General features: G+C 37.6%; 26 protein-coding genes. 15 read left to right on the top strand and 11 right to left on the bottom strand.

Features of this window, described 5'->3' with window-relative positions; all coding sequences use genetic code 11:
* Positions 1-274 precede the first annotated feature (274 nt).
* A complete protein-coding gene (gene uvrA, locus UXI14_RS15010) occupies positions 275-3,052 on the bottom strand; it encodes an excinuclease ABC subunit UvrA (protein WP_335966815.1) in 2,778 nt (925 codons plus the stop codon).
* A gap of 237 nt (positions 3,053-3,289) precedes the next feature.
* On the opposite strand from uvrA, the gene UXI14_RS15005 reads away from it, so the two are divergent.
* Together UXI14_RS15005 and UXI14_RS15000 are read left to right on the top strand one after the other, a co-directional pair.
* Positions 3,290-3,871 carry a sigma-70 family RNA polymerase sigma factor gene (locus UXI14_RS15005; protein ID WP_277899139.1) on the top strand — a complete coding sequence of 194 codons (582 nt, stop codon included), beginning with the start codon at positions 3,290-3,292 and terminating at the stop codon, positions 3,869-3,871.
* Positions 3,872-3,925: 54 nt separating this feature from the next.
* On the top strand, positions 3,926-4,069 hold the full coding sequence (locus UXI14_RS15000; protein ID WP_277899140.1) for a hypothetical protein: 144 nt from the start codon (positions 3,926-3,928) through the stop codon (positions 4,067-4,069).
* A 28-nt stretch (positions 4,070-4,097) separates the two neighbouring features.
* Here the strand turns inward: UXI14_RS15000 and nth are convergent, their stop codons facing one another.
* The gene (gene nth / locus UXI14_RS14995; RefSeq protein ID WP_277899141.1) at positions 4,098-4,763 is read right to left on the bottom strand and encodes an endonuclease III; all 666 of its coding nucleotides are present in this window, start codon (positions 4,761-4,763) and stop codon (positions 4,098-4,100) included.
* 54 nt (positions 4,764-4,817) lie between these two features.
* On the opposite strand from nth, the gene bcp reads away from it, so the two are divergent.
* Positions 4,818-5,273 carry a thioredoxin-dependent thiol peroxidase gene (bcp, locus tag UXI14_RS14990; RefSeq protein ID WP_335966814.1) on the top strand — a complete coding sequence of 152 codons (456 nt, stop codon included), beginning with the start codon at positions 4,818-4,820 and terminating at the stop codon, positions 5,271-5,273.
* Positions 5,274-5,377: 104 nt separating this feature from the next.
* On the opposite strand, the gene UXI14_RS14985 is transcribed toward bcp, so the two are convergent.
* On the bottom strand, positions 5,378-5,968 hold the full coding sequence (locus UXI14_RS14985; RefSeq protein WP_277899143.1) for a hypothetical protein: 591 nt from the start codon (positions 5,966-5,968) through the stop codon (positions 5,378-5,380).
* A 218-nt stretch (positions 5,969-6,186) separates the two neighbouring features.
* The gene (locus UXI14_RS14980) at positions 6,187-6,942 is read right to left on the bottom strand and encodes a hypothetical protein (RefSeq protein WP_277899144.1); all 756 of its coding nucleotides are present in this window, start codon (positions 6,940-6,942) and stop codon (positions 6,187-6,189) included.
* A gap of 466 nt (positions 6,943-7,408) precedes the next feature.
* Between UXI14_RS14980 and hisG the strand changes: the two genes are divergently transcribed.
* The 10 genes from hisG (at position 7,409) to UXI14_RS14930 (ending at position 18,108) form a co-directional block, all read left to right on the top strand.
* Entirely contained in the window at positions 7,409-8,272 is an 864-nt protein-coding gene (gene hisG, locus UXI14_RS14975; RefSeq protein ID WP_277899604.1) for an ATP phosphoribosyltransferase, read from the top strand.
* A 72-nt stretch (positions 8,273-8,344) separates the two neighbouring features.
* Positions 8,345-9,628, top strand: a complete 1,284-nt coding sequence (gene hisD / locus UXI14_RS14970) for a histidinol dehydrogenase (protein WP_335966813.1) — start codon at positions 8,345-8,347, stop codon at positions 9,626-9,628.
* Between the two features lie 86 nt (positions 9,629-9,714).
* Entirely contained in the window at positions 9,715-10,761 is a 1,047-nt protein-coding gene (hisC, locus tag UXI14_RS14965) for a histidinol-phosphate transaminase (protein ID WP_335966812.1), read from the top strand.
* Positions 10,762-11,898 carry a bifunctional histidinol-phosphatase/imidazoleglycerol-phosphate dehydratase HisB gene (hisB, locus tag UXI14_RS14960; RefSeq protein WP_335966811.1) on the top strand — a complete coding sequence of 379 codons (1,137 nt, stop codon included), beginning with the start codon at positions 10,762-10,764 and terminating at the stop codon, positions 11,896-11,898.
* A gap of 129 nt (positions 11,899-12,027) precedes the next feature.
* Positions 12,028-12,621 (top strand): imidazole glycerol phosphate synthase subunit HisH, encoded by a 594-nt coding sequence (gene hisH, locus UXI14_RS14955; RefSeq protein WP_335966810.1) that lies wholly within the window; start codon positions 12,028-12,030, stop codon positions 12,619-12,621.
* A gap of 195 nt (positions 12,622-12,816) precedes the next feature.
* On the top strand, positions 12,817-13,542 hold the full coding sequence (gene hisA / locus UXI14_RS14950) for a 1-(5-phosphoribosyl)-5-[(5-phosphoribosylamino)methylideneamino]imidazole-4-carboxamide isomerase (RefSeq protein WP_277899149.1): 726 nt from the start codon (positions 12,817-12,819) through the stop codon (positions 13,540-13,542).
* A 270-nt stretch (positions 13,543-13,812) separates the two neighbouring features.
* Positions 13,813-14,568: an imidazole glycerol phosphate synthase subunit HisF gene (gene hisF / locus UXI14_RS14945; RefSeq protein WP_335966809.1), complete on the top strand. Its 756-nt coding sequence runs from the start codon at positions 13,813-13,815 to the stop codon at positions 14,566-14,568.
* A gap of 212 nt (positions 14,569-14,780) precedes the next feature.
* Complete coding sequence (gene hisIE / locus UXI14_RS14940) at positions 14,781-15,383, top strand: bifunctional phosphoribosyl-AMP cyclohydrolase/phosphoribosyl-ATP diphosphatase HisIE (protein WP_277899151.1); 603 nt, start codon at positions 14,781-14,783, stop codon at positions 15,381-15,383.
* Between the two features lie 44 nt (positions 15,384-15,427).
* Positions 15,428-16,519, top strand: coding sequence for a magnesium/cobalt transporter CorA (gene corA, locus UXI14_RS14935; RefSeq protein ID WP_277899152.1), 1,092 nt, complete (start codon positions 15,428-15,430; stop codon positions 16,517-16,519).
* 68 nt (positions 16,520-16,587) lie between these two features.
* Entirely contained in the window at positions 16,588-18,108 is a 1,521-nt protein-coding gene (locus UXI14_RS14930; protein WP_335966808.1) for an arylsulfatase, read from the top strand.
* 388 nt (positions 18,109-18,496) lie between these two features.
* Here UXI14_RS14930 and UXI14_RS14925 read toward each other — a convergent pair whose 3' ends face one another.
* From UXI14_RS14925 to epsC, 4 genes are read right to left on the bottom strand one after another with little or no spacing between them, the layout of a single operon-like run.
* Positions 18,497-19,330, bottom strand: coding sequence for a sulfite exporter TauE/SafE family protein (locus UXI14_RS14925; RefSeq protein ID WP_277899154.1), 834 nt, complete (start codon positions 19,328-19,330; stop codon positions 18,497-18,499).
* 4 nt (positions 19,331-19,334) lie between these two features.
* Positions 19,335-20,162, bottom strand: coding sequence for a sulfurtransferase (locus tag UXI14_RS14920; RefSeq protein WP_335966807.1), 828 nt, complete (start codon positions 20,160-20,162; stop codon positions 19,335-19,337).
* Between the two features lie 9 nt (positions 20,163-20,171).
* Positions 20,172-21,059 (bottom strand): cysteine synthase CysM, encoded by an 888-nt coding sequence (cysM, locus tag UXI14_RS14915; RefSeq protein ID WP_335966806.1) that lies wholly within the window; start codon positions 21,057-21,059, stop codon positions 20,172-20,174.
* Positions 21,052-21,840, bottom strand: a complete 789-nt coding sequence (gene epsC / locus UXI14_RS14910; RefSeq protein WP_277899157.1) for a serine O-acetyltransferase EpsC — start codon at positions 21,838-21,840, stop codon at positions 21,052-21,054. Before epsC ends, cysM begins: the two co-directional genes overlap by 8 nt.
* Before the next feature lie 95 nt (positions 21,841-21,935).
* On the opposite strand from epsC, the gene UXI14_RS14905 reads away from it, so the two are divergent.
* Entirely contained in the window at positions 21,936-22,616 is a 681-nt protein-coding gene (locus tag UXI14_RS14905; protein WP_277899158.1) for a DUF2461 domain-containing protein, read from the top strand.
* On the opposite strand, the gene UXI14_RS14900 is transcribed toward UXI14_RS14905, so the two are convergent.
* On the bottom strand, positions 22,613-23,059 hold the full coding sequence (locus UXI14_RS14900; RefSeq protein WP_277899159.1) for a transcription elongation factor: 447 nt from the start codon (positions 23,057-23,059) through the stop codon (positions 22,613-22,615). The two genes, UXI14_RS14905 and UXI14_RS14900, sit on opposite strands and share 4 nt — an antisense overlap.
* A gap of 76 nt (positions 23,060-23,135) precedes the next feature.
* Positions 23,136-23,543: a glyoxalase gene (locus UXI14_RS14895; RefSeq protein WP_277899160.1), complete on the bottom strand. Its 408-nt coding sequence runs from the start codon at positions 23,541-23,543 to the stop codon at positions 23,136-23,138.
* Between the two features lie 140 nt (positions 23,544-23,683).
* Here UXI14_RS14895 and UXI14_RS14890 point away from each other — a divergent pair, with 140 nt between their 5' ends.
* A complete protein-coding gene (locus UXI14_RS14890) occupies positions 23,684-25,036 on the top strand; it encodes an NAD-dependent succinate-semialdehyde dehydrogenase (protein ID WP_335966805.1) in 1,353 nt (450 codons plus the stop codon).
* Between the two features lie 56 nt (positions 25,037-25,092).
* Here the strand turns inward: UXI14_RS14890 and UXI14_RS14885 are convergent, their stop codons facing one another.
* The gene (locus tag UXI14_RS14885; protein ID WP_277899162.1) at positions 25,093-26,889 is read right to left on the bottom strand and encodes a RagB/SusD family nutrient uptake outer membrane protein; all 1,797 of its coding nucleotides are present in this window, start codon (positions 26,887-26,889) and stop codon (positions 25,093-25,095) included.
* Positions 26,890-26,898: the final 9 nt, after the last annotated feature.

Below are 26,898 nucleotides of genomic sequence, written 5' to 3'. Positions count from 1 at the left end.
TATTAGTTATCAGTTAATTAAATATACGGCTATTTCTTTTTTTATATGATAAAAATCACCCTGGAATATTAATCGAACTCAGGTTATGAAAAAATTAGTCAATTATGGTCACTTTATATACAAGTCCGGGCCATCGCAAGCCTTCCAATTGCTTTCCAGTAGATTGTTCTCGTTAAAATATAGTTTTTCCGTTGTCTTTTCTCCACAGGAACCAATAATTTCACTTTCAGACGAATACTTCAGTTCAACTCTTTTAATTTCAGTAAGAGTTACTTTATAGTTTATCTTTTAAAAAATGACCGGTATGGCTTTCCTTTACTTTAACAATTTCTTCTGGAGTTCCTGCAGCCACAAGATTTCCGCCCTTTTCGCCACCGCCGGGGCCAAGGTCGATAATGTAATCGGCACATTTTATAAGGTCCAGGTTGTGCTCCACGACAATAATGGAATGTCCTTTTTCTATTAAAGCATTAAAGGACTTTAGCAGTTTTTTTATGTCGTGAAAATGAAGTCCCGTTGTGGGCTCGTCAAAAATAAAGAGCGTTTTCTTTTTAGTTTGCCCTTTCACCAAGAACGAAGCCAGTTTTATACGTTGGGCCTCGCCACCGGAAAGGGTAGAGGATGATTGCCCAAGGGTTACATAACCAAGGCCTACGTCTTGTAACGGTTGAAGCTTGGATACAATTTTCTTTTCCTTGTTTTTTTGAAAAAAAGCAACGGCATCATCAATGGTTAAATTGAGGATATCATCAATGTTTTTATCGTTAAACTTAACTTCCAGGATATCTTTTTTAAAACGTTTCCCGCCACAGGTCTCGCATTCCAAATGGACATCGGCCATGAACTGCATTTCAATGGTTACTTCGCCTTCTCCTTTACAGGTTTCGCAGCGACCACCATCAACATTGAACGAAAAATGCTTTGGCTGATAGCCCCTCATTTTTGAAAGTTTTTGTTTGGAAAAAAGGGTTCTTATATCGTCGTAAGCTTTTATGTAAGTTACCGGATTGGAACGTGAAGAGCGCCCAATGGGATTTTGGTCTACAAATTCTACCGATGCCAAACTGCCGTATTCTCCTTCTATTCCCGAAAATTGCCCGGCTTTTTCACCATATCCGCCGGTTTCTTTTAAAATAGCGGGGTATAACAATTTTTTTACCAACGTACTTTTACCGCTTCCCGAGACACCTGTAACTATGGTTAAGGTGTTCAAGGGAAAGGTAATATCTATATTGTTAAGGTTATTTTCGCGCGCGCCTTTTATTTTTATATAGTTTTTGTATTTTCTACGTTCTCCCGGCACCGTAATTTGGTCTTTACCGCTTAGGTATTTGGCGGTAAGCGAGTTTAATTTTACAATCTCTCCAAAACTTCCCGTAGCAACCACTTCGCCACCGAGCGTTCCGGCCTCTGGGCCAATATCTATAATTTCATCGGCGGCTTTCATGATATCTTCGTCGTGTTCCACCACAATAACCGTATTGCCCAAGTCCCGTAAAGATTGTAATACGGTAATGAGCTTTTCGGTATCTTTTGGGTGGAGTCCAATACTGGGCTCGTCCAAAATATACATAGACCCCACCAAACTGCTCCCGAGCGATGTAGCCAAGTTTATCCGCTGGGATTCACCTCCAGAGAGTGTGTTGGATTTTCTGTTGAGGGTGAGGTAATCTAGGCCTACATTGCTTAAAAAGCCTAAACGATTGTTGATTTCCTTTAATAAACGCTGGGAAATAGCAATCTCGTTTTCGTTTAATGAAATGCCATTGAAATGATTCTTTAAGGTATGCAACGGCATTTCAACCAAATCGGTAATGGTTTTCCCGTCAACTTTTACATAATTGGCTTCCTCGCGAAGCCTTTTCCCCTTACAGAGCGAACATTTAGTTTTTCCGCGGTAGCGGGAGAGCATCACCCGGTTTTGTATTTTATAGCTTTTTTCTTCCAGTTCATTAAAAAAATCGGTCAATCCGGTAAAATATTTATTCCCTTTCCAGACCAGTTCCTTTTGCGCTTCCGATAGTTCAAACCACGGTTTATGGATAGGAAAATCAAATTTATAGGCATTGTTCACTAATTGATCGCGGTACCAGCTCATGCTTTCGCCACGCCATGCAAAAATGGCATTTTCGTAAATAGACAATCCTGTGTTGGGAACTATTAAATCTTCGTCAAGGCCAATTACATCCCCATAACCTTCGCAACGCGGGCAAGCTCCGTAGGGGTTGTTAAAACTAAAAAGATGAATGTTGGGTTCCAGGAACTGCCTCCCGTCCAATTCAAATTTATTGCTAAAAAGTGTTTGTTTGTTATTATCAAGGTTTTCAATAATACATTTTCCTTTCCCTTCAAAAAAAGCAGTATCGACGGCATCGGCCAAACGGTTGTAAAAATCTTCATCGTCCTTCACAATAATCCGATCTATCACCAAATAGAAATCATGACCTATTTCTTCTTCGATTTCATCAATTCTAAGTACTTCATTTTTATATTTAATTCGGGCATAGCCTTGTTGCGATAATATTTCCAGTGTTTTTAAAACGCTTCTATCTTCCGGTATATGTACTTGGGCCAACAACAACAATTTACTACGTTCCTCGAAGCTTTTTACAAAATTGATAACATCGGTAACGGTATTTTTTTTAACTTCTTGGCCCGAAATAGGGGAATAGGTGCGGCCTATGCGGGCATACAAGAGTTTTAAATAGTCATATATTTCGGTAGTAGTCCCAACGGTAGACCGGGGATTGGTGGAATTTACTTTTTGTTCTATGGCAATGGCAGGAGCAATACCTTTTATATAATCTACCTTGGGTTTGTTAAGCCGGCCCAAAAATTGACGCGCATACGAAGAAAGGCTTTCTACATAACGGCGCTGTCCTTCTGCATAAAGCGTATCAAAGGCCAAAGAGGATTTCCCGCTACCGGAAAGCCCGGTAATTACAACCAGTTTGTTTCGGGGAATAACAACATTGATGTTTTTTAGGTTGTGAAGTTTGGCCCCTTTAATTATAATATTTTCCTTCGGATTTACAGTAGAAATATCTGTCATAACAATAAAACAAACCACAAAGATAACAATCTAATTTCAGCTTTAGAAGTTGGGGGTTAAAAAGAAAATTGAGTTTTTGAGAAAAAAATTTGTGATTTTTTTAAGAAAAATATTATATTTGGTGCCTATCATTGCTAAAACGAACGCCTATATCATAAAATTACTTTTTAAAAATTAATGAATTAACAAAGCGCATCCTTGATGGGGATTGGTGTTTTATTATTAAAAAGTAATTGTATGGAGCAAATTCTTCAAGACTCTGCCTTAGTGGCGAGTTATATAAAAGGCGACGAAAAATCATTGGAAATTTTAATTAACAGACATTCGCACAGGATTTATAGTTTTATATTTTCAAAAGTTTACGACAGGGATATTACTGAAGATATTTTTCAAGACACTTTTATTAAAGTCATTAAAACATTAAAAAGAGGTAATTACAACGAGGAAGGTAAATTCTTGCCTTGGGTTATGCGCATTGCCCATAACCTTGTAATAGATCATTTTAGAAAGAGCTCCAGGATGCCCAAATTTGAAGGCAGCGACGATTTTAATATTTTTTCCGTGCTTGGTGACCCTTCTTTGAATGCTGAAAAGCAACTTATTAAAAATCAAGTGGAGACCGATGTAAAAAAGCTTATAGACGAATTGCCGGAAGACCAGAAAGAGGTGCTTATCATGCGCTTGTACAAAGACATGAGCTTCAAAGAAATATCAGAACAAACAAACGTAAGTATTAATACAGCTTTGGGAAGAATGCGTTATGCAATAATTAATTTGAGGAAGATGGTAGAAAAGAATAACATAGTTTTAACAAACTAGCACAATATTAATATGCAAGCCCCGTTATTTAAATATATTATAAAAATTTGGGGCATGGCTAAACTTTACACTTTTCAAGAATCAAAATCAGATTTATTAAATCCCAAAGAATCAACTATTGAATTTTTACTTAGTTATTCTAAGGCTTTAAGTGTTATGAAGTACAAAGAGTATGAATTTGAGTCCTTACTCAATTAAACTTTTTCTGAAAAGACCTGCTAATATTTTAGCGGGTCTTTTTAGTTTTGGACTGATATTCCTTAATCACCGATTTTCTACCGATAGTATTTGTGATAATGTCTTTTTCAAGATTCCAGCCCCGTGCCGGTGAAAATTCCCGTGCATAATAAATAATTTGCAGATGAAGCTTGTTCCACGATGCTTTTGGGAACAGCCTTTTAGCGTCTTTTTCGGTCTGGGTTACATTTTTCCCGTTAGACAGGCCCCATCGGTACATCAGCCTATGGATATGGGTGTCAACTGGAAAAGCAGGAATGCCAAAAGCTTGAGACATAACTACACTGGCCGTTTTATGGCCAACGGCAGGCAACGATTCCAAAGCTTCAAAATCTGCGGGGACTTCTCCATTGTATTTATCGATTAAAATACGGGACAACCCGTATATTCCTTTAGATTTCATAGGCGATAGCCCCACGGGCCTTATAATATCTCGTATTTCGTCTATTGACAATTTCACCATTTGGTACGGGTTCGAAGCCCTGCTGAACAATAACGGGGTTATTTGGTTAACGCGCGCATCTGTACTTTGTGCAGAAAGCAATACGGCAATTAAAAGCGTATATGGATCTGTATGGTCTAAAGGGATTGGTACCGTGGGATATATGCTATTTAATGTGTTCCTGATAAAGTCAACCTTTTCTGCTTTGGTCATTTTTTGTAATTTTAGACAAAAATAACCGAACATATTACAAATAAAAAATTGTTTATGGATACACTGCAAGCAGGAGACAAAGTACCTGCATTTACGGCAAAGGACCAAGATGGAAATAGCATAACCTTGGCCGATTACAAAGGAAAAAAACTCATTGTATTTTTTTACCCAAAAGCAAGCACGCCCGGCTGTACCGCCGAAGCATGTAATTTGAGGGACAACTATCAAGAGTTAAAGGCAAAAGGATATAATTTGCTTGGCGTTAGTGCCGATTCCCAGAGGAGGCAAACTAATTTTAAAAATAAATACGAATTTCCCTTTCCGCTTCTAGCTGATGAAGATAAAACGGTGATCAATGCTTTTGGAGTTTGGGGGCGTAAAAAATTTATGGGCAGGGAATACGACGGAATTCACAGAAAAACTTTTATTATTGATGAAAATGGAGTAGTGGAGCGCGTAATTGATAAAGTAAAGACCAAGGACCATGCCGCACAAATTCTTGAAGGATAATCTTCCATTGGTATAAAAAAAATAAATCCCGGAAAAATTTTAAGTTTGTTCCGGGATTTATTTTTTGATTAATTTTTCCGATAAAATAGTTAAAGAAAACCCTGCTATACCTTTTTAGTATTTTCTTCTTTAAGTTTTTGTGCTTTCCCTTTCCAATCGTCTCTTTTGATCCTGCCGGGGAAAAACTCGATAAGCTCCGTTACTACTTCAATGTCATCATCGGTTAATCTGCTAAGTTGATCGTATTTAAAAAGACCAATACTGTTTAGTTTTTTTTCAATAAAAGGGCCAATCCCTTCAATACGCTTTAAATCGTCTTTGTTTGCTTCGGTGGCGACACCAATTTTAGAGAAATCCAGTTTTTTTGTGATTTTTTGTTTTTTTACAGTAGCTACCTTAATATCTGTATCCAAGGCCATGCCGCTTCTTCCGCGCGTTTGAATTGCTTTAATGGTATTGTCTTCAGTGAAGGAAAGGGGTTCTTTTTTTAAATGATTGGAAAGCCTGGTTTTTTCGAGCATGCATTTTTCCAGTTCACTTTTATGGGCATGTTTTTTTATGGAATATCCAATTCTGTACCCTATAATAAATGCTATAACCAGTCCTGCAATAAAAATATACAAGTGGTTGTTATTATCTATTTTAAAAAGGGGTGTGCTGTCTATTTGAAGGAGAAAAAGGGTAAGTTTTATCATTATTCAGTAATCATTAAATATTAGTTTGGGTATATAAAAATACTAATTACTGACTAATTTTAATAAAATTGAGATAATTAAATTGATGAATAAGGCTGATAGATAATATATGTGACGTTTTTATTGTTTCAAGAACTAAAAAAAGGCCTCCATATTAAACATGGAAGCCTTAAAATAATTAATTCTTTATCCAAAATGGATGATACTTATATGTGTTTTTAGTTTGTGCTTTTTAATTCGTCACGTATGTCAAGGTAGAAAGCATTAAAGTCCGGATGAAGAAAAACATAGGAAACATTGCTTCCCCCCGCCGTAATTGTAGATTTAAGTCTGGCAGGCGCTACATTGTAACTTTCCAACAATAATTCCGAGATCGAAGCCGCCCTTAACGAATTGGTATTCCAGTCGCCTCCGCTGCTTTGAACAGAAACCATAAGGGATTCGTATTTATTGATTACTGCAGAAATTCTTCCTACAAATTCTTTGGCCGGTTCTTCTATTTTAGCATTATCTGCCTTGTCTCCATAAAGAAAACCATTGTCCATTTTAATTAAAATAGACCCTTTTTCAACACCAATCTGGGCATTTTCTCCTAAGGTTTTTTTAAGGTCAGTAAGAACCAAAAAAGCAATGGAGTCGTTGGCACTGTAGACGTCTCTTACTTGTTTTAATTGTGCTTCTTTTTTGTTTAGGGCCTCCAGTGTTTTACCAATACTGTTGGATTGTTGCGTGGATGTAGACAAAAACTTGTTCATGTTGTTGAGCAATTGCTCGTTTGTGTGTTTAAGCTCATCTACTTGGTTTTCTAAGCTAGAAACTTTTGTTTGTGCCAAACTTAGGTCGGCCTGGGTTTGGTTTAAAACTTTAAGCTGATCGTTCAATTTTGCGACCTCTTCTTTTAAGTCTTTCTTGCTTTGTGCAAAAACGGTTGTGCTAGCAAATACTACCAATAAAATAGCATATAAAGTTCTCATTGTATTAATGTAAAATTTGTTTTTAATGTTTAAATGTGGCACAAGATATTATTTTTTAATTATATGGCATAAAAAGAACCAAACCTTTATTATGTAATTTTGTTATGTCAATAACGTTTTACATGCCTTATGGAGCTATTAAAGGGGTTGTGTGTATGCATGAATATGAAAAAAAACGTACCATATTTTTTAAATATAACTATTGCATGGAAAATCGATATATTTTTACAATTTTAACTAAAAAAGTAAAATATTATTTGGAAACCATTTTTTAAATGACTTAAATTTGTAACAAGATTAAAAGAAAATGAATTTCAACACTGTACATCATCATCATTTTTATACTTGCACTCAAGCGAGGTAAAAATGCTATGTACAATTTTAAAACATATGTAAAACCCGTTTGAGTAACATCAAACGGGTTTTTTTATTTACATTAAATAATTACCAACAAGACGAAATAGAAATGGAAGAAAAAAAAATAAGGATCGCTATTCAAAAATCGGGCAGGCTTAACGAAGATTCCTTACGGATTCTTAAAGATTGCGGGATATCCATTGATAATGGCAGAGATCAATTAAAGGCATCGGCGCGCAATTTCCCGTTGGAAGTTATGTATTTGCGAAACGGGGACATCCCACAATATTTAAGGGATGGCGTGGTAGACTTGGCCATTGTGGGGGAAAACTTATTGATTGAAAAAGGCAGGGACCTGGAAGTAATTGAAAAATTGGGGTTTTCTAAATGCAAGGTGTCTTTGGCAGTGCCCAAAAACTTTAAATTCAAATCGGTAAAAGATTTGGAAGGTAAAAAAATAGCCACTTCGTATCCAAATACAGTCAATGAATTCCTTCAAAGGGAAAAAATAAATGCCGAGCTTCATATAATTAACGGTTCGGTGGAGATTGCCCCGAATATAGGTTTGGCCGATGCCATTGTTGATATTGTTTCCAGTGGGAGCACGTTGTTTAAAAATAATTTAAAAGAAGCAATTACCATTTTAAGGAGCGAAGCCGTTTTAGTAGCCTCCCCAACAATAAGTCCGGAAATGCGGACATCCATAGAAAAACTTAGGTTTAGGATACAATCTGTTTTAAAGGCCCGCGACTCTAAATATGTGCTTTTAAATGCTCCAAATGATAAAATTGACAAAATAATAGAGCTTTTACCGGGAATGCGCAGCCCAACAGTGCTTCCTTTGGCAGAAGAAGGCTGGAGCTCCATACATACGGTTATCAACAAAGACCGTTTTTGGGAAATTATAGACGAACTCAAGGCCATTGGGGCAGAAGGTATTTTGGTTTGCCCTATTGAAAAAATGGTGGTGTGATTTATTAAAAATGATAAAAGGAATTAAGTTAAAGAATTAAGGTTTTTATCTTATTAACGAACAACGAACAAAATGAACAAAATATACAATCCAACAAGAAGCCAATGGAACGAGGTTTTAAAAAGGCCTACACAGACCATTGAAGACATAGAGGCAACCGTGAGCGAGGTTTTTAACGAGGTAAGCCAGAAAGGCGATGAAGCTATCAAAAAATATACAAGTCTTTTTGACGGGGTGGACCTAAAGAACAACAAGGTTTCTAATGCAGAAATTAAAGATGCCATAAAGCAAATCCCCTCAGAACTTAAAGAAGCCATTAATACCGCAAAAAACAATATTGAAGCTTTTCATGCCGCCCAAAAAACAAACGGCATAAAGGTAGATACCGTAAATGGGGTTTCTTGTTGGCAAGAAAAGCGCCCAATAGAAAAAATTGGCCTTTACATCCCTGGCGGAACGGCACCTTTATTTTCCACGATTTTAATGTTGGCCATTCCTGCACAATTGGCCGGTTGCAAAGAGGTAGTATTGTGTACGCCGCCAAACAAGGAAGGGAAGGTAAACCCGGCCATTCTTTACACAGCTTCTCTGTGCGGGGTGGATAAAATTTATAAAATAGGGGGGATACAAGCTATAGCCGCGATGACTTTCGGTACCGAAACTGTGCCAAAAGTTTATAAAATATTTGGCCCGGGGAACCAATTTGTTACCGTGGCCAAACAATTGGCAACACGCTACAATGTTGCCATAGACATGCCTGCGGGGCCTTCGGAGTTATTGGTGGTGGCCGATGAAACCGCAAATCCTTCATATGTGGCGTCCGATTTGTTGTCGCAGGCAGAACACGGTATCGATAGCCAAGTGGTTATGGTATCTACTTCAAAGGAAATGATAGATTCCGTGGCCGACCAGATTGAGGAACAAATTAAGGGTTTACCGCGCAGGGCAATTGCAGAAAAAGCAATAGAAAATTCCCGGCTTATTTATGTCGATACCAAGGAAGATGCACTGGAATTGATTAATGAATATGGCCCCGAGCATTTTATAATCACGGTAAGCAATGAAAATTATTATGTAGACGGGATAGTAAATGCCGGATCGGTTTTTATTGGCGACTATACGCCCGAAAGCGCCGGCGATTATGCGTCGGGAACCAATCATACGCTTCCTACAAACGGCTATGCCAAGCAATACAGCGGTGTAAATTTGGATAGTTTTATGAAGAGCATGACATTTCAAAAAATAACAAAAGACGGAATAAAAAACATAGGGCCGGCCATAGAACTTATGGCAGAAGCCGAAGGATTGCAGGCACATAAAAATGCAGTAACCATACGCTTGAAAGATTTAAAGTGAGTTGTTGTTTGATGAAGAAATAGGGCTTCGCAAATATTTGAGTGAAGCATAAAAAGCAACAACAACGAGCAACAAACAACGAACAAATGACAACAACATTCAATATAAATACTTTAGTTCGGGAGAACGTTAAAAAACTCAAACCGTATTCTTCTGCGAGGGACGAGTTTAAGGATTTCGACAAGCAGATGGTTTTTCTTGATGCCAACGAAAATCCTTTTAACAACGGCATGAACCGCTATCCCGATCCGCAGCAGCGCTCCCTAAAACAAGCACTGGCTGGGCAAAAAAATGTTAAATCCAGCCAGATTCTCCTTGGGAATGGAAGCGACGAAGTTTTAGACCTTATTTTCAGGGCTTTTTGCGAACCCAGGCAAGACAATATCATTACGCTTCCCCCAACATACGGTATGTACAAAGTATTGGCCGAAACCAATGATATTGAAAACAAGGAAGTACTTCTAACCAAAAGTTTTGAGCCCGATGTAAAGAAAATTATAAGCGTTGCCGATAAAAACAGCAAGCTCCTATTTTTGTGTTCGCCCAACAACCCAACGGGGAATGCTTTTAATTCTGAGAAAATAGAAGAGCTGTTGCAAAATTTCCCGGGGATTGTAGTTATAGATGAAGCGTATATCGATTTTTCAAACAAAGAAAGTTGGTTAAGCCGTTTGCCGGATTATCCTAATTTAATCGTTACGCAAACCTTGTCAAAAGCATACGGAATGGCGGGTATCCGTCTGGGAATTTGTTTTGCTTCTGAAGAAATCATACATGTACTCAATAAAATAAAACCACCGTACAATGTAAATCAGTTAACACAGCAAAAGGCACTTTCAAGAGTTTTAGATATTACATCAGTAAAAAATGAAATAATCTCAATTTTAGAGGAAAAGGATAGTTTATCTAAAGTTTTAGATGAAGTGTATTTTGTTGAAAAAATATATTCGTCCGATGCCAATTTTGTGCTTGTAAAAGTAGACGATGCCAATTTGCGGTACCGTCAATTATTAAAAAAAGGTGTTGTGGTGCGAAACAGAAGCACACAACCTTTATGTAAAAATACATTGCGTTTCACCATTGGGACGCCCGCCGAAAACAAACAGCTAATTAAAGTTTTAAAAGAATTATAAATGAAAAAGAAAGTACTTTTTATAGATAGGGACGGGACTTTAATAAAAGAGCCCGCCGATGAACAAATAGATGCTTTTGATAAATTGGACTTTTACCCAAAAGCATTGGCGTACATGCCTAAAATTGCCGCGGAACTCGATTACGAGCTGGTTATGGTTACCAATCAAGACGGTTTGGGAACGAATGCCTTTCCCGAAGATACTTTTTGGCCTGTGCATAATTTTATCATGAAAACTTTTGAAAATGAAGAAGTTGTGTTTAAAGATGTTGTTATCGACAGAACCTTTGCCAAAGACAATGCACCCACAAGAAAACCAAATACGGGGTTGTTAACCAAGTATTTTTCAAGTGAATACGATCTGCAAAATTCCTTTGTAATAGGCGATAGGCTTACTGATATTGAGCTTGCTAAAAATTTGGGCGCAAAGGGCATCTTCATTAACAATCAAAGTTATCTTGGAGCAGAGGAGATTTCGGTAAAACGAGATGAATTAGATAGTTACATTGCTTTGGAAACAGATTGCTGGAAAGCAATTTATAGCTTTTTAAAGCTGGAAAATAGGGTGGCCGAAATATCCCGAAAGACCAACGAAACCGATATTTACATCAAATTAAACCTCGATGGGACCGGAAAAAGTGAAATTGATACCGGAATTGCTTTTTTCGACCATATGTTGGACCAAATTTCCCGTCACGGGCAAATGGACTTGACCATAAGCGTAAAAGGCGATCTGGAAGTAGACGAGCATCATACCATTGAAGATACGGCCATTGCCCTGGGCGAAGTTTTTAGCATGGCACTTGGCGATAAACTCGGGATCGAGCGTTATGGTTTTTGTTTGCCAATGGACGATTGCCTGGCGCAAGTGGCAATAGATTTTGGGGGAAGAAATTGGCTGGTTTGGGAGGCAAGCTTTAAAAGGGAGCTAATTGGGAAAATGCCTACCGAAATGTTTTTTCATTTTTTTAAGTCGTTTACCGATGGGGCAAAAGCAAACCTGAACGTAAAGGTGGAAGGTGAAAATGAACACCATAAAATAGAGGCGATTTTTAAGGCTTTTGCAAAAGCAATTAAAGCTGCCGTAAAAAGAGATACCGAAAAAATGATTTTGCCATCAACTAAAGGAATACTTTAGTTAATTTACATAATTCAATGGTAATAAATGTATTAATAAATAAATTAGAAAATAATCGTATAGCTAAAATTGATGAATTTTACGGTTAAAATTCTTTTGTTTGCTCTTTTAACTTCAAACTTTTAAACAATGAACATAACCATAATAGATTACGGAGCAGGTAACATACAGAGTATTAAATTCGCATTTGAACGAATTGGAATAACGGCTGTTTTGTCTGATGAAGCCGAAACAATTTTAAGAGCAGACAGGGTAATTTTTCCGGGTGTTGGGGAAGCCAGCAGTGCTATGCAAAAATTAAAAAGCACAAAATTAGACAGCATCATTCCAACATTAAAACAACCGGTATTGGGGATATGCTTGGGTATGCAACTTATGTGTAAATCATCAGAAGAAGGAAACACAAAAGGATTGGGGATTTTTGATGTAGACGTGGTAAAATTCAGCAATCAAGTAAAGGTACCTCAAATTGGGTGGAATCAAATAACCGATTTAAAATCCCGACTTTTTCAAGACATCGCGGAAAACGAATACATGTATTTGGTGCATAGTTTTTATGCGCCTTTATGCAACAAAACCGCAGCTTTGTCCAATTATGGACTCGATTATTCATCAGCCTTGCAAAAAGACAATTTTTATGGGGTACAATTTCACCCGGAAAAGAGTAGCAAAGCCGGGCAACGTATTTTGGAAAACTTTTTAAAGTTAGATGTTAAAAGTTAAATGGGAAAAGTAGAATTTATATAAAATCAATTGTTAGATAGAACTTAACAATTTACCCTTTTTGATGGAAATTTCTGCTTTAAGATACCAAAATCAAGGGAGTACAGAATTATTGATAATATTCATTGAAACACAAAAAAAGAACCAAAAAGATAGACTTTTAACTTTGAATATCTAATATTTAACATAAATAAAATGAGAATCATCCCCGCAATAGATATTATTGAAGGTAAATGTGTGCGACTTTCCAAAGGAGATTACAGCACCAAAAAAGTATACAACGAACATCCGCTGGAAGTAGCCAAGGAATTTGAGGCACACGGCATCCGGCATTTGCATTTGGTAGACTTGGATGGCGCCAAAAGCAAGCATATTGTAAATTATAAGGTTTTGGAGAGCATTGCTTCTAAGACAGGTTTGAAGATAGATTTTGGCGGCGGACTCAAATCGGATGAAGATTTGCGCATAGCTTTTGAAAGTGGTGCCAGTCAGATTACCGGAGGGAGCATTGCCGTGAAGGATCCAGAAATTTTTGAGCGTTGGATTGAAAAATTCGGGAACGAAAAAATTATTTTGGGCGCAGATGCCGACAATGAAAAAATAGCCGTTTCCGGTTGGCAAGAGGCATCAAAAGAAGAACTGCTTCCATTTATTCAAAAATACCTTCAAAAGGGAATTGAATATGTAATTTGCACCGATATCAGCAAAGATGGTATGCTGCAAGGCCCATCGTTTGAGCTTTATAAAAAAATAATAAATACTTCTGAAGGCATAAAATTAATAGCTTCCGGAGGGATTTCAACTTTTGACGAATTGCCCAAATTGGCAGAAATCGGTTGTGAAGGGACAATTATTGGAAAAGCCATTTATGAAGGAAGAATAAGCCTAAAACAATTAGAAAATTATATTTTAGATAGTTAAGGTTAGGGAAAAGGGATTGGGGAATAGTTATTTGTTAATGGTTAATTGTTGTTAACGATATTTTGAAACCAGAAACCTTGAATAGTTAATGATTATTAGTGAAAAGGGAGAAGTGAAAAGGGAATGGTTATTTGTTAATGGTTAATTGTTGTTAGCGAAACCTGAAACCTGAAACCTGGAATCTTTGAACCTCTGGACCCTCAACTCTCAACAACATAGCTACGTAACATCATAACAACATAGCAGCGTAACAATGTAACAACAAAAAAAATGCTTACAAAAAGAATTATACCTTGCCTGGATATTAAAAACGGTCGTACTGTAAAGGGCGTAAATTTTGTAGCCCTTCGTGATGCGGGCGACCCTGTGGAATTGGCAAAGCTATATGCCGAAAATGGGGCCGACGAACTTGTTTTTTTAGATATTTCGGCTACCGAAGAACGAAGAAAAACCTTGGCCGATTTGGTGCTTCGCGTGGCAAAAAACGTGAACATTCCCTTTACGGTAGGCGGTGGCATATCGTCTATAGAAGACGTGGACACCCTGCTTAAATGTGGTGCCGATAAAGTTTCGGTAAATTCATCGGCGGTTAAAAATCCGCAATTAATAAACAGTTTATCCGCAAAATTTGGAAGTCAGTGTATCGTGGTGGCCATTGATGCCAAACAGGTCAACGGGAAATGGAAAGTACATTTGGTAGGAGGCAAGGTACCAACAGATATAGACTTGTTTGAATGGGCAAAAGAAGTGGAATTGCGCGGAGCCGGGGAAATATTATTTACGTCCATGGACAACGACGGAACAAAAGACGGTTTTGCAAATGAAGCCCTTGCAAAACTTTCCACCGAATTAAACATCCCGATTATTGCTTCTGGCGGAGCGGGGAACACACAGCATTTCACTGATGCATTTTTAAAAGGAAAAGCCGACGCGGCCTTGGCGGCAAGTGTTTTTCATTTTAAGGAAATAGAAATAAACGATTTAAAAGAAGAACTAAAGAAAAATGGAATCCCAGTTCGGTTATAATGCTTTTGGTTGATTAAATGTTAGATAGTGATTGGGAAAAGGGATTAGTTATTTGTTAATGGTTAATTGTTGTTAACAATATTTTGAAACCAGAAACCAGAAACCAGAAACCTTGAACCTTGAATCTTTGGACCCTTAACTCTCAACTCTCAACAACATAGCAACGTAACATCATAACAGCATAGCAACATAACAGCGTAACAACGAAAAATATGAAAACAAACATAGATTTTAACAAAAACAAAGACGGGTTGGTTCCGGCCATTATTCAAGATCAAAACACCAAAAAGGTATTGATGCTTGGGTATATGAACGAAGAAGCCTATAAAAAAACGGTGGAAACTCAAAAAGTAACATTTTACAGCCGCACCAAACAACGTTTATGGACAAAAGGCGAGGAGAGTGGTAATTTTTTAAATTTAAAGGATCTAAAAATAGATTGCGATAACGATACGCTTTTAATCTATGTACAACCCGTTGGCCCTGTTTGCCATAAAGGAACAGATACTTGTTGGGCAGAAAAGAACCAAGCCGATTTTGGTTTTCTTTCAACGTTGGAAAATATAATTTCCAACAGAAAAGAAAATCGGGAAGACGAAAAAAGTTATGTGGCGTCGCTTTTTAGAAAAGGAATTAACAAAATAGCACAAAAAGTAGGCGAAGAAGCCGTGGAAACCGTAATTGAAGCCAAAGATGATAATGCAGAACTGTTTTTAAATGAAAGCGCCGATTTATTGTTTCATTACCTTATTTTATTACAGGCAAAAGGATATACATTGAAAGATATTGTTAAGGTTTTGGAAAGCAGGCATTAGGATTTTTTATATTTTTAAGGACACCGAGATATAAAACCGCTTGTATGAAAAATAAAAAAATCAATCTTAAAAGGGTTATCAAAAAGCCATTTAAAACTCAACAGAAAGTTGGAAAAGCCCCAGGAACCGTTACATATTTGGGTTTACGTGAAGATGGAGAGAATAAAATTTCGGTTACCGATTATTCAGGGGATTTTTACGAGACCAAAGTTTTGGAAAATGTTGAAGAAACATTCAAGTTTAGGGATACCGAAGCCATTTCATGGATAAATGTACAGGGGCTCAGCAATGTTGAAGATATAGAAAAGCTCGGCAAATATTACAATATCAATCCGTTGGTACTGGAAGACTTGGTAAATACCAACCAGCGGCCTAAGATTGATGAATATGAAGATTATATATTTTGTGTTCTTAAAATGCTGTACCTCGACAAAGAGGGGCAGTTAGTAGTGGAACATATGGCTCTTATTCTTTGCGAACATGCCGTGTTATTGTTCCAAGAAATAGAAGCCGATGTTTTTGATGGCGTAAGAGAGCGATTGGCCAATAAATTTGGGAGGATCCGCAATAGGGGAGCCGATTATCTGTTTTTTGCGCTAATAGATTCTATTATCGATCAATATTTTATTGTGTTGGAGCATTTAACAGATAAAATAGAATTACTGGAAGAAAAAGTATACAACAGCCCCGAACAGGATGTGGCCAATAGCATTCAGCAAATAAGAAAGGAAGTTTTGGGGATACGGAAAAACATATTTCCAGTCAAGGAAATCGCAAGTAGGTTGGTAAAAACCGAACACCGGTTGATTAAAGAAGACACCAAACTCTTTTTAGGCGATGTACTCGACCACAGCATTCAAATTCATGAAACCATAGAAATGCTCCGGGAAATGAGCATGAGCCTTATGGAAATGTACATGAGCAACGTAAGCAATAAAATGAACGAAGTAATGAAGGTACTTACCATAATGGCCAGTATTTTTATTCCACTAACGTTTATTGCGGGAATTTATGGGATGAATTTTGAATATATGCCCGAGCTGCATCATAGAAATGCCTATTTTATTGTTTTGGGGATTATGTTTTTAATTATAATTATTATGCTTATTTATTTTAAAAGAAAAAAATGGCTATAAATTTTTTAAATGAATTTAGCTCTTGAACTGCAAAATAGAATATCAACCAACCTGAGAATAAAAATCAAATGAGAAAAATTGTATGTGCGTTAGTAATCTTGATAGGATTTATAAGTTGTAAAAATGAAAAATCTTCCACTTCAGCAGAAAAACAAAAAACCAATACGGTTCCCAATATTGTAATCATTAATTTTGACGACCTTGGTTATGGAGATGTAAGTTTTAACGGTTCCAAAACCATACAAACCCCCAATATGGACTCGTTGGCACTAAACGGGGTACGGTTTACCAATGCCTATGCCGCTTCTGCCACATGCACCCCGAGCAGGTATTCCCTGCTAACGGGAATTTACCCTTGGAGAAAGGAAAAAGCAAAAATTTTACCGGGAAACGCGCCGTTGTTAATAGATACCAGTCGTGTTACATTGCCAAAAATGTTACAAAATTCGGGGTATACAACAGGCATTGTAGGAAAATGGCATTTAGGGCTTGGTAGCGGAGACATTAATTGGAATGCACAAATACAGCCCGGGCCGAATGAAGTAGGTTTTGACTATTCGTACATTTTAGCGGCCACCCAAGACAGGGTACCTACCGTGTATATTAAAAACGGCTATGTGGTCGGGTTGGATAAAAACGATCCTATTGAGGTGAATTATAAAGAAAATTTTGAGGGAGAACCTACAGCGCTCAGCAATCCTGAAATGCTTAAAATGAAGTGGGAACACGGACATAATAATAGCATTGTAAACGGAATTCCAAGAATTGGCTTTATGAAGGGAGGCGATACCGCTAAGTGGAACGATGAAGAAATGGCCAATGTTTTTTTAAAAGAAGCTCAAAATTATGTAAAAACTAATAAAAAGAAACCCTTTTTCTTGTATTATGCCCTGCAACAACCGCATGTGCCACGAACACCAAACCCAAAATTTGTGGGCACTTCTGGAATGGGGCCAAGGGGAGATGTAATTAAGGAAGCCGATTGGTGCATAGGCGAATTTATTAAAACGTTGAAAGAAGAAGGAATGTTGGAAAATACATTGATAGTACTTACGAGTGATAACGGACCAGTTTTAAACGATGGTTATTATGATGATGCTGTAGAAAAAGTAGGCAACCATAAACCGTGGGGCGATTTTCGAGGCGGAAAATATAGTATGTACGAAGCTGGAACACGGGTTCCTTTTTTTACCTATTGGAAAGGGAAAATTAAACCGGGCGTATCTAATGCCTTGTTTTGTCAAACAGATTTGTTTTCTTCTTTGGCACAATTGGTAAAAAGTAACGAAAAGGCGAAAGATAGTGAAGCATTGTTGCCTGTTTTAATGGGAGAAAGCACACACGGAAGGGAGCAGTTGACGCTTCAGGGGTCTTTGGGGACATTTTTTAGAAAAGGGGATTGGGCAATGATTCCACCGTCAAAAGGACCTAAACTTTTTAAAAATGTCAATATCGAGTCGGGAGCTTCAGACAAATATCAATTGTATAATTTAAAAGAAGATATTGGGGAACAAAATAACTTGTCAGAAAAATATCCTGATAAATTAGAAGAACTAAAGAAGGAATATCAAAATAGCCTAGCGGAATAAGCAGATAGAGATTGAGTATGTTTATAGTTGACTGTTGTTTGTTAATGAGTGAAAAAGTTATTTGTTAATGGTTAATTGTTGAACTTTTGTGACTTTGAACCTCTGAACCTCTGAACCTCTGAACCTCTGAATCTCTGAATCTCTGGGCTCTCAACTCTTAACAACATAGCAGCGTAACATCATAATATCATAGCTAGATAACAACATAACAGCATAACAACCTCAAACTTGAAACTTAAAGTTTGAAACTTTAAAAAGTGATAAGTGAAAAGGGATTGGGGAATAGTTAATTGTTAGATACTTGAATCTACTCTGGACCTTTGCAACTTTGAACCTCTGGACTCTCAACTCTCAACTTAAAAATGTTTGTTTAGAGGCGATACAATCGTTATCTATTGATTATAAAATTGGACATCATTACCAAGGCGGCCAGCACCAAGCCCATTCCGATTAATTTTTCGAGGGTCGCATTTTTTATTTTCAAGTTGAGTTTTTGTCCGCCCAGGGCACCCAAAGCAAAACCAAGCATTATTGGCCATGCTTCGCTAAACTGAACATGGCCTAGCATAAAATGGCTAATACTTCCCGTGGTGCTCGTAATTACAATCATGAAAAGGGCGGTAGCGGTCGCAATTTTTGCGGGCATTTTAAAAACCCTAAGCATGATGGGCGTTTTTAAAAAACCGCCACCAATGCCAAAAAGCCCGGCAAGTGTTCCGGCCATCAGTCCAAAAAACAATACCATCCAAACACTAAACCGGTATGCGGCATGATTTAAATGATTTTTAATGATGTAACGCGGTTTTAGCTTATTGAGCATATAGAAAAAACCTTGGCCTTTTTTGTTCTTTTCTTTTTTGAGGAAGAAAGATATCCCTAAAAATAAAACCATAACGGCAAACAGTACCTCTAAATGCACCGCAGTAATATACGAAAGGAGCAAGACGCCAATAAAAACACCTAAAATTGTTGGCACTTCAAGCAAAACTCCCATTTTAAAGTCAACAAAACCTTCCTTTCGATTTAAAAAAGTAGAAATAAGTGACGATGGCAGAAGCGATATCATAACCGAACCAACAGCCGTTGTAAGGGGAAAATGAAAAACCGCAATTAAAATGGGCACCATAAATATACCGCCGCCAAATCCTACTACAGAACCAAACATACTTATGGTGAAGCTGATAAGAATTAAAATGATGGTAATAATGATTTCGGTTTCCATATAATTAGTTTACCAACCCTTCCAGTGTTGCCCATTCGGTCCATGACCCATCGTATACTGATTTTTTAGTATTTACAACCAATTCGGAAGCCAATAAAACAATACAGGCAGTAATTCCCGAACCGCAAGTAAAGGTCAACGCTTTAGGGTTTTCGTGTTTTATTTTTTCAAAAATAGGTATTAATTCTCTTTGATTACGAATTTTTCCGTTTTTTAAAACACTTGTATAGGGAATATTGATGGAATTTGGAATGTGTCCGCTTTTTAACCCTTTTCTCGGGTCGGGGGCTATTCCATTGTACCTTTCAGAAGATCGAGCATCAATAAGAAGCGATTGTTTCACTTCAATATTTTTTTTAATGTATGGATAATTTTTTATTTGGCTGCGATCTATTGAAGCTGTAAAGTTTCCTTTTTCAGTATCAGGTTTTTGTATCGGTACCGTTTTATATCCTTTGGCAATCCATTCTGGCAACCCTCCATTTAAAACAGCTACATTATGGTGCCCCATAACTTTATACATCCACCACGCTCTTGGGCTGGAATAGATGCCCATATTGTCGTAAATAATTATTTTACTGTTATTGTTAATGCCAAGTTTTCTACTTTCGGTTTCAAATTGCTTTTTATCTGGAAAGGTGCTTGGAAATACCGATGTTTGGTCACTAAAATTTTCTTTCAAATTAAAATAGCGGGCATTTTTAATCTGGATTTGGCCTAAATTGTCTATTTCGTCATTTACTTTTGAAGGCAAACTGGCATCCAGGATTATTAAATCCGGGTCGTTTATATTTAAGTGAAGCCATTCTACCGAAACAATTGGTGTTTCCATTTTAGCGTATCAATCAAATAAATCTGAAGATAAATAACGATCGCCGCGGTCGCAAATAATAACCACAACAACCCCTTTATCCATGGTTTTAATTAATTTTAATGCAGCGGCTACGGCCCCGCCACTGCTCATTCCTGCAAAAATACCTTCTTTTTTGGCAAGCTCTTTGGCCATGTTGCGTGCCTCGGCTTCACTTACTTCAATAACCTGGTCTACTTTTTTAGGATTGAATATTTTTGGCAGGTATTCCTGCGGCCATTTGCGTATGCCCGGAATTTTAGATTCATCCGTGGGTTGAACCCCAACAATTTCTATTTGATGGTTTTTCTCCTTTAAAAAAGTAGAAGTACCCATAATGGTTCCCGTGGTTCCCATGGAAGAAACAAAATGAGTGATTTTGCCATCGGTATCTCTCCATATTTCGGGACCGGTGGTTTTGTAATGTGCTTTCCAGTTATCGTCGTTTCCAAATTGGTTGAGCATTACATAGCCTTCGTCTCTCACTTTAGCTTCGGCATAATCACGGGAGCCTTCAATGCCAACATCGGCAGAGGTTAAGGTTACCTTGGCACCATATGCCCGCATGGTCTGTACCCGCTCTTTGGTAGAATTTTCCGGCATAACGAGTTCCAGGTCCAAATGGAAAAGGCTGGCAATCATAGCCAGTGCTATTCCGGTATTTCCACTGGTAGCTTCAATAATTTTGGTGTTTTCTGTAATTTCGCCCCTTTCCAATGCGCTTTTAATCATATTGTAAGCGGGACGGTCCTTTACACTTCCACCGGGGTTGTTACCTTCCATCTTGAAAAGCAATTTTACATGCGGCTTATTTATTAAAACTTTGGCTTCTACCAAAGGCGTATTTCCTATTTGGTCAAGTATTGAAGAGCTATTCATTGGTAACGGTCTTTATTTTAATATCGGGGGTATGGGAAACGACCGAATTTGCGGGAATGGACTTTGTTAGCCAAACATTTCCGCCAATTACGCTGTTTTCACCAATTACGGTATCTCCTCCTAAAATGGTTGCATTTGCATAAATGGTAACATTATTTTCTATGGTAGGGTGCCTCTTTACGTTTTTTAAGTTTTTGGCAACATACAGGGCGCCCAAAGTAACTCCTTGATATATGCGGACATGATTTTTTATAACAGCGGTCTCCCCAATAACAATTCCGGTGGCATGGTCTATAAAAAACGACTTGCCAATTTTAGCGCCCGGATTTATGTCCACACCCGTAAGCCGGTGCGCATATTCGGTCATTAAACGCGGTACCAACGGAAAACCTGTTTCGTACAGCTCATGAGCTAACCTATAAATGGCAATGGCATAAAACCCCGGATAGCACAAGTATACTTCTTCTTTGGAAAGTGCTGCCGGATCGTCTTCTACAAATGCTTTTGCGTCGAGATTGAGCAATTCCAGTATTTGTGGAAGCTTTGCCAGATAATTTTCCCAAACCTTCGAGCATGGCTTTTTTACGTTCCAGCATGCCAAATCTACCAAGTCTTCAAAAGTGGCGGCTAGTTTTTCCATGTTTTCATCAACTGGAGTTTCGGCATCAAATAAAGTATAAAACAAAGTGTCCGTAAATTTTTCGGCAGTTTCTTTTAAACGGAACTTTAAATTAGGCTGTTGTTTGTGTTTTTTAATGCTATCGGCTATCGATTTTTGCATAACAATCTCTTTTAATTCAAAATTAATAATAATAAATGCTATAGCCCATGCAATTTGTATAACTTTATAAAACTATAACAAAACTAATCAGTCGTATGAGCATAACTCACATTTCGCCAAGTGTCTATAATTTTTTAAACAAACTGAAGGACAATAACAATAGAGACTGGTTTAATGAACATAAAGAAACATTTAAAAAAGAGCAACAAGAAGTTAAGGCATTTTATCAGGCTTTAATGGAAAAGCTACGCCTTCATGACGATATCGAAGACATGAAAATGTTTAGAATTTATAGGGATGTTCGTTTTTCTGCTAATAAACAACCTTATAAAGAACATTTTTCGGGGAGTTTTAAGCGGACGAAACCTAGGTTACGGGGCGGGTATTATTTGCATATTGAGCCCGGAAACACTTTTCTGGCCTGTGGCTTTTGGGCTCCCGAAAAGGAAGATTTATTGCGGATAAGAAAAGAATTTGAACTGGATGATGATGAAATAAGGGAAATTCTTAGTGAAAAAAAATTTAGGGATACTTTTGGTCAGCTTAAAGGCGAAGAACTTAAAACGGCGCCAAAAGGTTTCGACCGGGAACATACAGCCATCGACCTTATAAGAAAAAAGCAATATGTGGTTACCAAGAAATTTACCGACAAAGAAGCTACATCTTCTGGGTTTATCGATACTGTAGACGAATCGTTTAAAGCAATCCGCCCGTTTTTTGATTACATGAGCGACGTGTTGACAACCGACCTAAACGGGGTTTCTTTAATTGATTAATATATTTTTTCAACTACATAGGTATTGTTATTAAAGCTAATGCTATCTCCAATTTTTTTACCAATAAGCAACTGACCAACAGGAGCCTCTTTGGAAATGGCAAAAAATGTTTGGCCATCCAAAATTATTTTGCCCAGCGGGATAGACAAGAAAAAATTTCCATTACTGCATGCTACAAGACTCCCTTGCTTCACGGTGTCGTTGGTTTGAAAAATATCGACCTGTTTGAGTTTAGCCTTAAGGCTGTTGGCCTCTTCAAGATATTCCAGTATCTTGGTAAAATTACTTCCGTAGCCATTGCCGCTGCTGCCTTCGCCTTCATCTCCCTTGGTTTTGTCCTCGTTTTCTGCAGATTCCTTTATAATGTTGATTTCGGCTCTGTAACGTTCAATCCTTTCGTTTAAAATGTCGATACATTTATGGTAAAGCTGTTCCTTGTTCATTATCTAAATTTAAAATGAGCAGTTATGTAAAATTAACAGATAATGAAAACTTAAATCATAAAAATCATATAAAAAATCAAGCAACTATTTCGTGCTCCAAAAGCTGAATTTGATCTTTTAACCTTTCAATAACCAAATTCATCATCCTTTTGTTCAAGGCAGACGAGTTTTCAATGTAAATTAAATATTCATCTACGGTAAACTGTCCAATAACCATTCCTTTTAAAGAGTTCCTAAACTTAATGTCCTTTTGAATGGCATTGTCGATATACAGAAATCTTTTTTCCAGCGATAAAGTAAAAAATACGCCTTTGTGCTTGTTGGCATAATTTATAAAAGCTTCCAACAATAAATCGTTTTGCAGTTTAATAATAGGCCTTAAAGTAACGTTCTGGAAACGTTCGTCTTTACTCATTGAATCATAAACTGATGCTGATGGAATTTCTGGACGTACACTAAGCAAATCCGTTGTTCTGGTATCCATAATAGAGAAGTTTCTTTAAAGTTATGAATATATTTAGCTACAAAAATTTAAAAAAAAGATACTTTTCAACCATGTTATAAACAATAACACATCTTTAAGAAAGAAGCATTAACAAAATAGTAATTTAGTAGAAAAAGAATATGATTTATTCCATAAACCCATATACGGGCAATAAGATATGCAGTTTTACAGAACTTACCGATGCAGAAATAGCCCAGCAGATAAACAAGGCAGACGCGGTATATAACGAATGGAAAAATACATCTTTTAAAGAACGCTCTCAATTGATGCTGCATGCAGCCAAAATACTTTTGGCAAATAAAAAAGAATATGCTTCGACCATAAGCGAGGAAATGGGAAAACCCATAAAGCAAGCAATAGCCGAAGTTGAAAAATGCGCATGGGTATGCGATTATTATGCAGAAAATGCAAAAGAGTTCCTGTTGGAGAAGCAGATTCCTACCGATGCAAAAAAAAGCTATGTCTCATTTGAGCCTTTGGGAGTTATTTTGGCCGTTATGCCATGGAATTATCCTTTTTGGCAAGTGTTTAGGTTTGCGGCCCCAGCACTAATGGCAGGAAATGCAGGAGTTTTAAAACATGCCTCTTCGGTAATGCAAAGCGCAAATAACATACAACAAATCTTTGAGGATGCAGGATTTCCAAAAGGATTGTTTCAAAACTTGGTTATTGGCAGCAGCAAAGTTGATAGTGTGATAAAAAACCCAAAAATAAGAGCGGTTACCCTTACTGGAAGTAAACCTGCTGGAAGTGCTGTTGCAAGCACTGCGGCAAAAGAAATAAAAAAATCGGTGTTAGAGCTGGGCGGAAACAATGCTTTTATAGTTTTAAAAGATGCCAATATAGATCAGGCCGTAGAAATAGGGGTGAATGCCAGGTACCAAAATACGGGTCAGAGTTGCATTGCCGCCAAAAGGTTATTATTGCACGAAGCTATTGCTGAAGAATTTACAGAAAAATATATTGTTAAAGTGAAGCAATTAAAAAGCGGGGATCCATTGAATGAAAAAACTTATATTGGGGTTTTGGCAAGGGAATCCCTGGCAGAAGATTTAGAGAAACAAGTTGAAGATTCACTTAAAATGGGTGCACACGTTTTATTGGGCGGAAAACGGAAACAGGCTTATTATCCACCTACCATTTTAACAGACGTCACAAATGAGATGCCTGTTTTTATAGAAGAAACGTTTGGGCCGGTAATTGCCATAAAAACATTTAAAACTATTGAAGAAGCTATAGAAATATCGAATACTTCTGAGTTTGGGCTTGGGGTTTCTTTATTTACAGAAAATATTGACGAAGCCTTAAAATTGGTTCCCAGATTTCAAGAAGGTGCCGTTTTTATAAACGAATTGGTAAAATCGGATCCAAGGTTGCCATTTGGTGGAATAAAACAATCTGGCTATGGTAGGGAATTGGGTAGTTTTGGTATTAAAGAATTTGTGAACATTAAAACGGTTTATGTAAAATAAAAAACCTCCGAAAGTCAAATTTCGGAGGTTTTGAGTGTATTGCATTTTATTTATTGCTAATACCCCGGATTTTGTGTTAATGTTGGTTCTCCAGATGCGTCAACACTTAAGTCAATTTGCGCCTGTGGAATTGGAAAATACTCACTCTTTCCCGGAATGAACTTACCGCCACGTACGTCGGTTGTTATAGAGCCTTGATATGCAAAATAAGCATTTAATGTTTGCTCTGCAATACCCCACCTTACAAGGTCGAAGAAACGGTGACCTTCCATGGCCAATTCCAGTTTTCTTTCAAAATAGATGGCTTTTAGGGCATCTTCTTGAGAACCAAACTGCGCAGTGGTATAATCGCTTATATTGTAATTTGCAGCATTGGTAGTTTCATCAAACCCAGCCATTGGGTCACTTTCATCTTCATATTCCTTTAAGAAACCATTGGGATTTGCTGCTCTTTCTCTAACACGGTTTACATATCCCATAGCTAGGTCAAGGCTTCCTGCTTGTGCTTCTGCTTCGGCAGCCATTAATAAAACATCGGCAAAACGGATTATATGCACGTTAATAGCTGTACCAGGAGCCCATGAACTCTGATCGGCATATTTGTCTTGTGTTGCTTGCCAATAGATGTTCTTTTTAGGGGCATAAGGGCCACCGTATGCTTGATCTCGTACCCAAGCAGCGCCGGGATGGTCTCCCCAGTCATGGAAGGGGACGCCACGACGGCCCACTGTCCAATCCACGCGGGGGTCAAGAGAACCTGTATAGGGTGTAAAGGAATCATCAGCTGCAACACCCATATCATTTTTAACAGGGTTTTGGTTGTAATTATCCAAATCTGGCAAACCGGTAGTTTCATCAGTTTTATAGGAATTTACCAAGTCTTGTGTTGGCTGTAAAAAGCCACAACATCTAAACGGACTGTTATATGGAAAGTTTAATTTTCCGCCTTGATTGGAATTAGCAATAGTTCCGGTTCCGTCATTAGCGACCATTTGGATATCGAATACCGTTTCGGCATTATTTTCGGTTGCTGCATCAAAATTATCTTTGAAATCAGGAACGAGATCGTATTTTTCACCTCCGGAATTTACCCCCATATTAATTACATCGGTAAAAATGGTTTTGGCTTCTGAAAATTTTTGTTGATATAAATAAGTTTTTCCCAAATAAGCGGCGGCGGCCCATTTATTGGCTCTTGCAAATTCACCTTGAGTAGGAGGTAAGTTGTCGTAAGCATACTGAAAATCAGCTTCTATCATAGGCCAAATGTCCTGATCGTTGGGTTGCTTTGGATCCTCTGTGGTTTCATCAATCCAAGGAACCATATTGAACATTTTTTTTAGTTCAAAATAATAATGCCCTCTTAAAAATCGGGCTTCTGCCATAATTTTCGTTTTATCTCCTTCTGAAATATCCTCGGCTTCATTACAGTAATAAATGGTATTGTTGCACCTTTTTATACCTTCATATGTGGCTCTCCACTTGGTATTAAAAAAGCCATTGGAAGGATCAGCAATAAATTTGGCAATAGGGTCAATTGCGGGTTGATCCCCACCAAAACTTCCTTTACTGGCTATACCGCCAACAACAGTACCATAAATCCAATTATCGGGAGCGGCTTCCCATGGATTTCCACCTCCCAAAGCTTCTCCACCGGTAGAATTTCCTTGACCGTCCAAAGCGGCATAAGCACCAATTAACAAGGCTTCAACACCTGTTTGAGTTGCCACTTGATCTTCAGGGAGCGCACCAATGGTAGGTTGCTCCAAAAAGCTATCGGCACATGACCCCAAAGCCAGCATAAAGATTAAAATAGGAGTGTATATATAGCCTATTCTTTTTATAATTTTCATATATTTTCT

The organism is Galbibacter sp. PAP.153 (assembly GCF_037029175.1).
Lineage (GTDB): Bacteria > Bacteroidota > Bacteroidia > Flavobacteriales > Flavobacteriaceae > Galbibacter > Galbibacter pacificus.
This window is presented reverse-complemented; position numbering and strand designations above follow the sequence as displayed.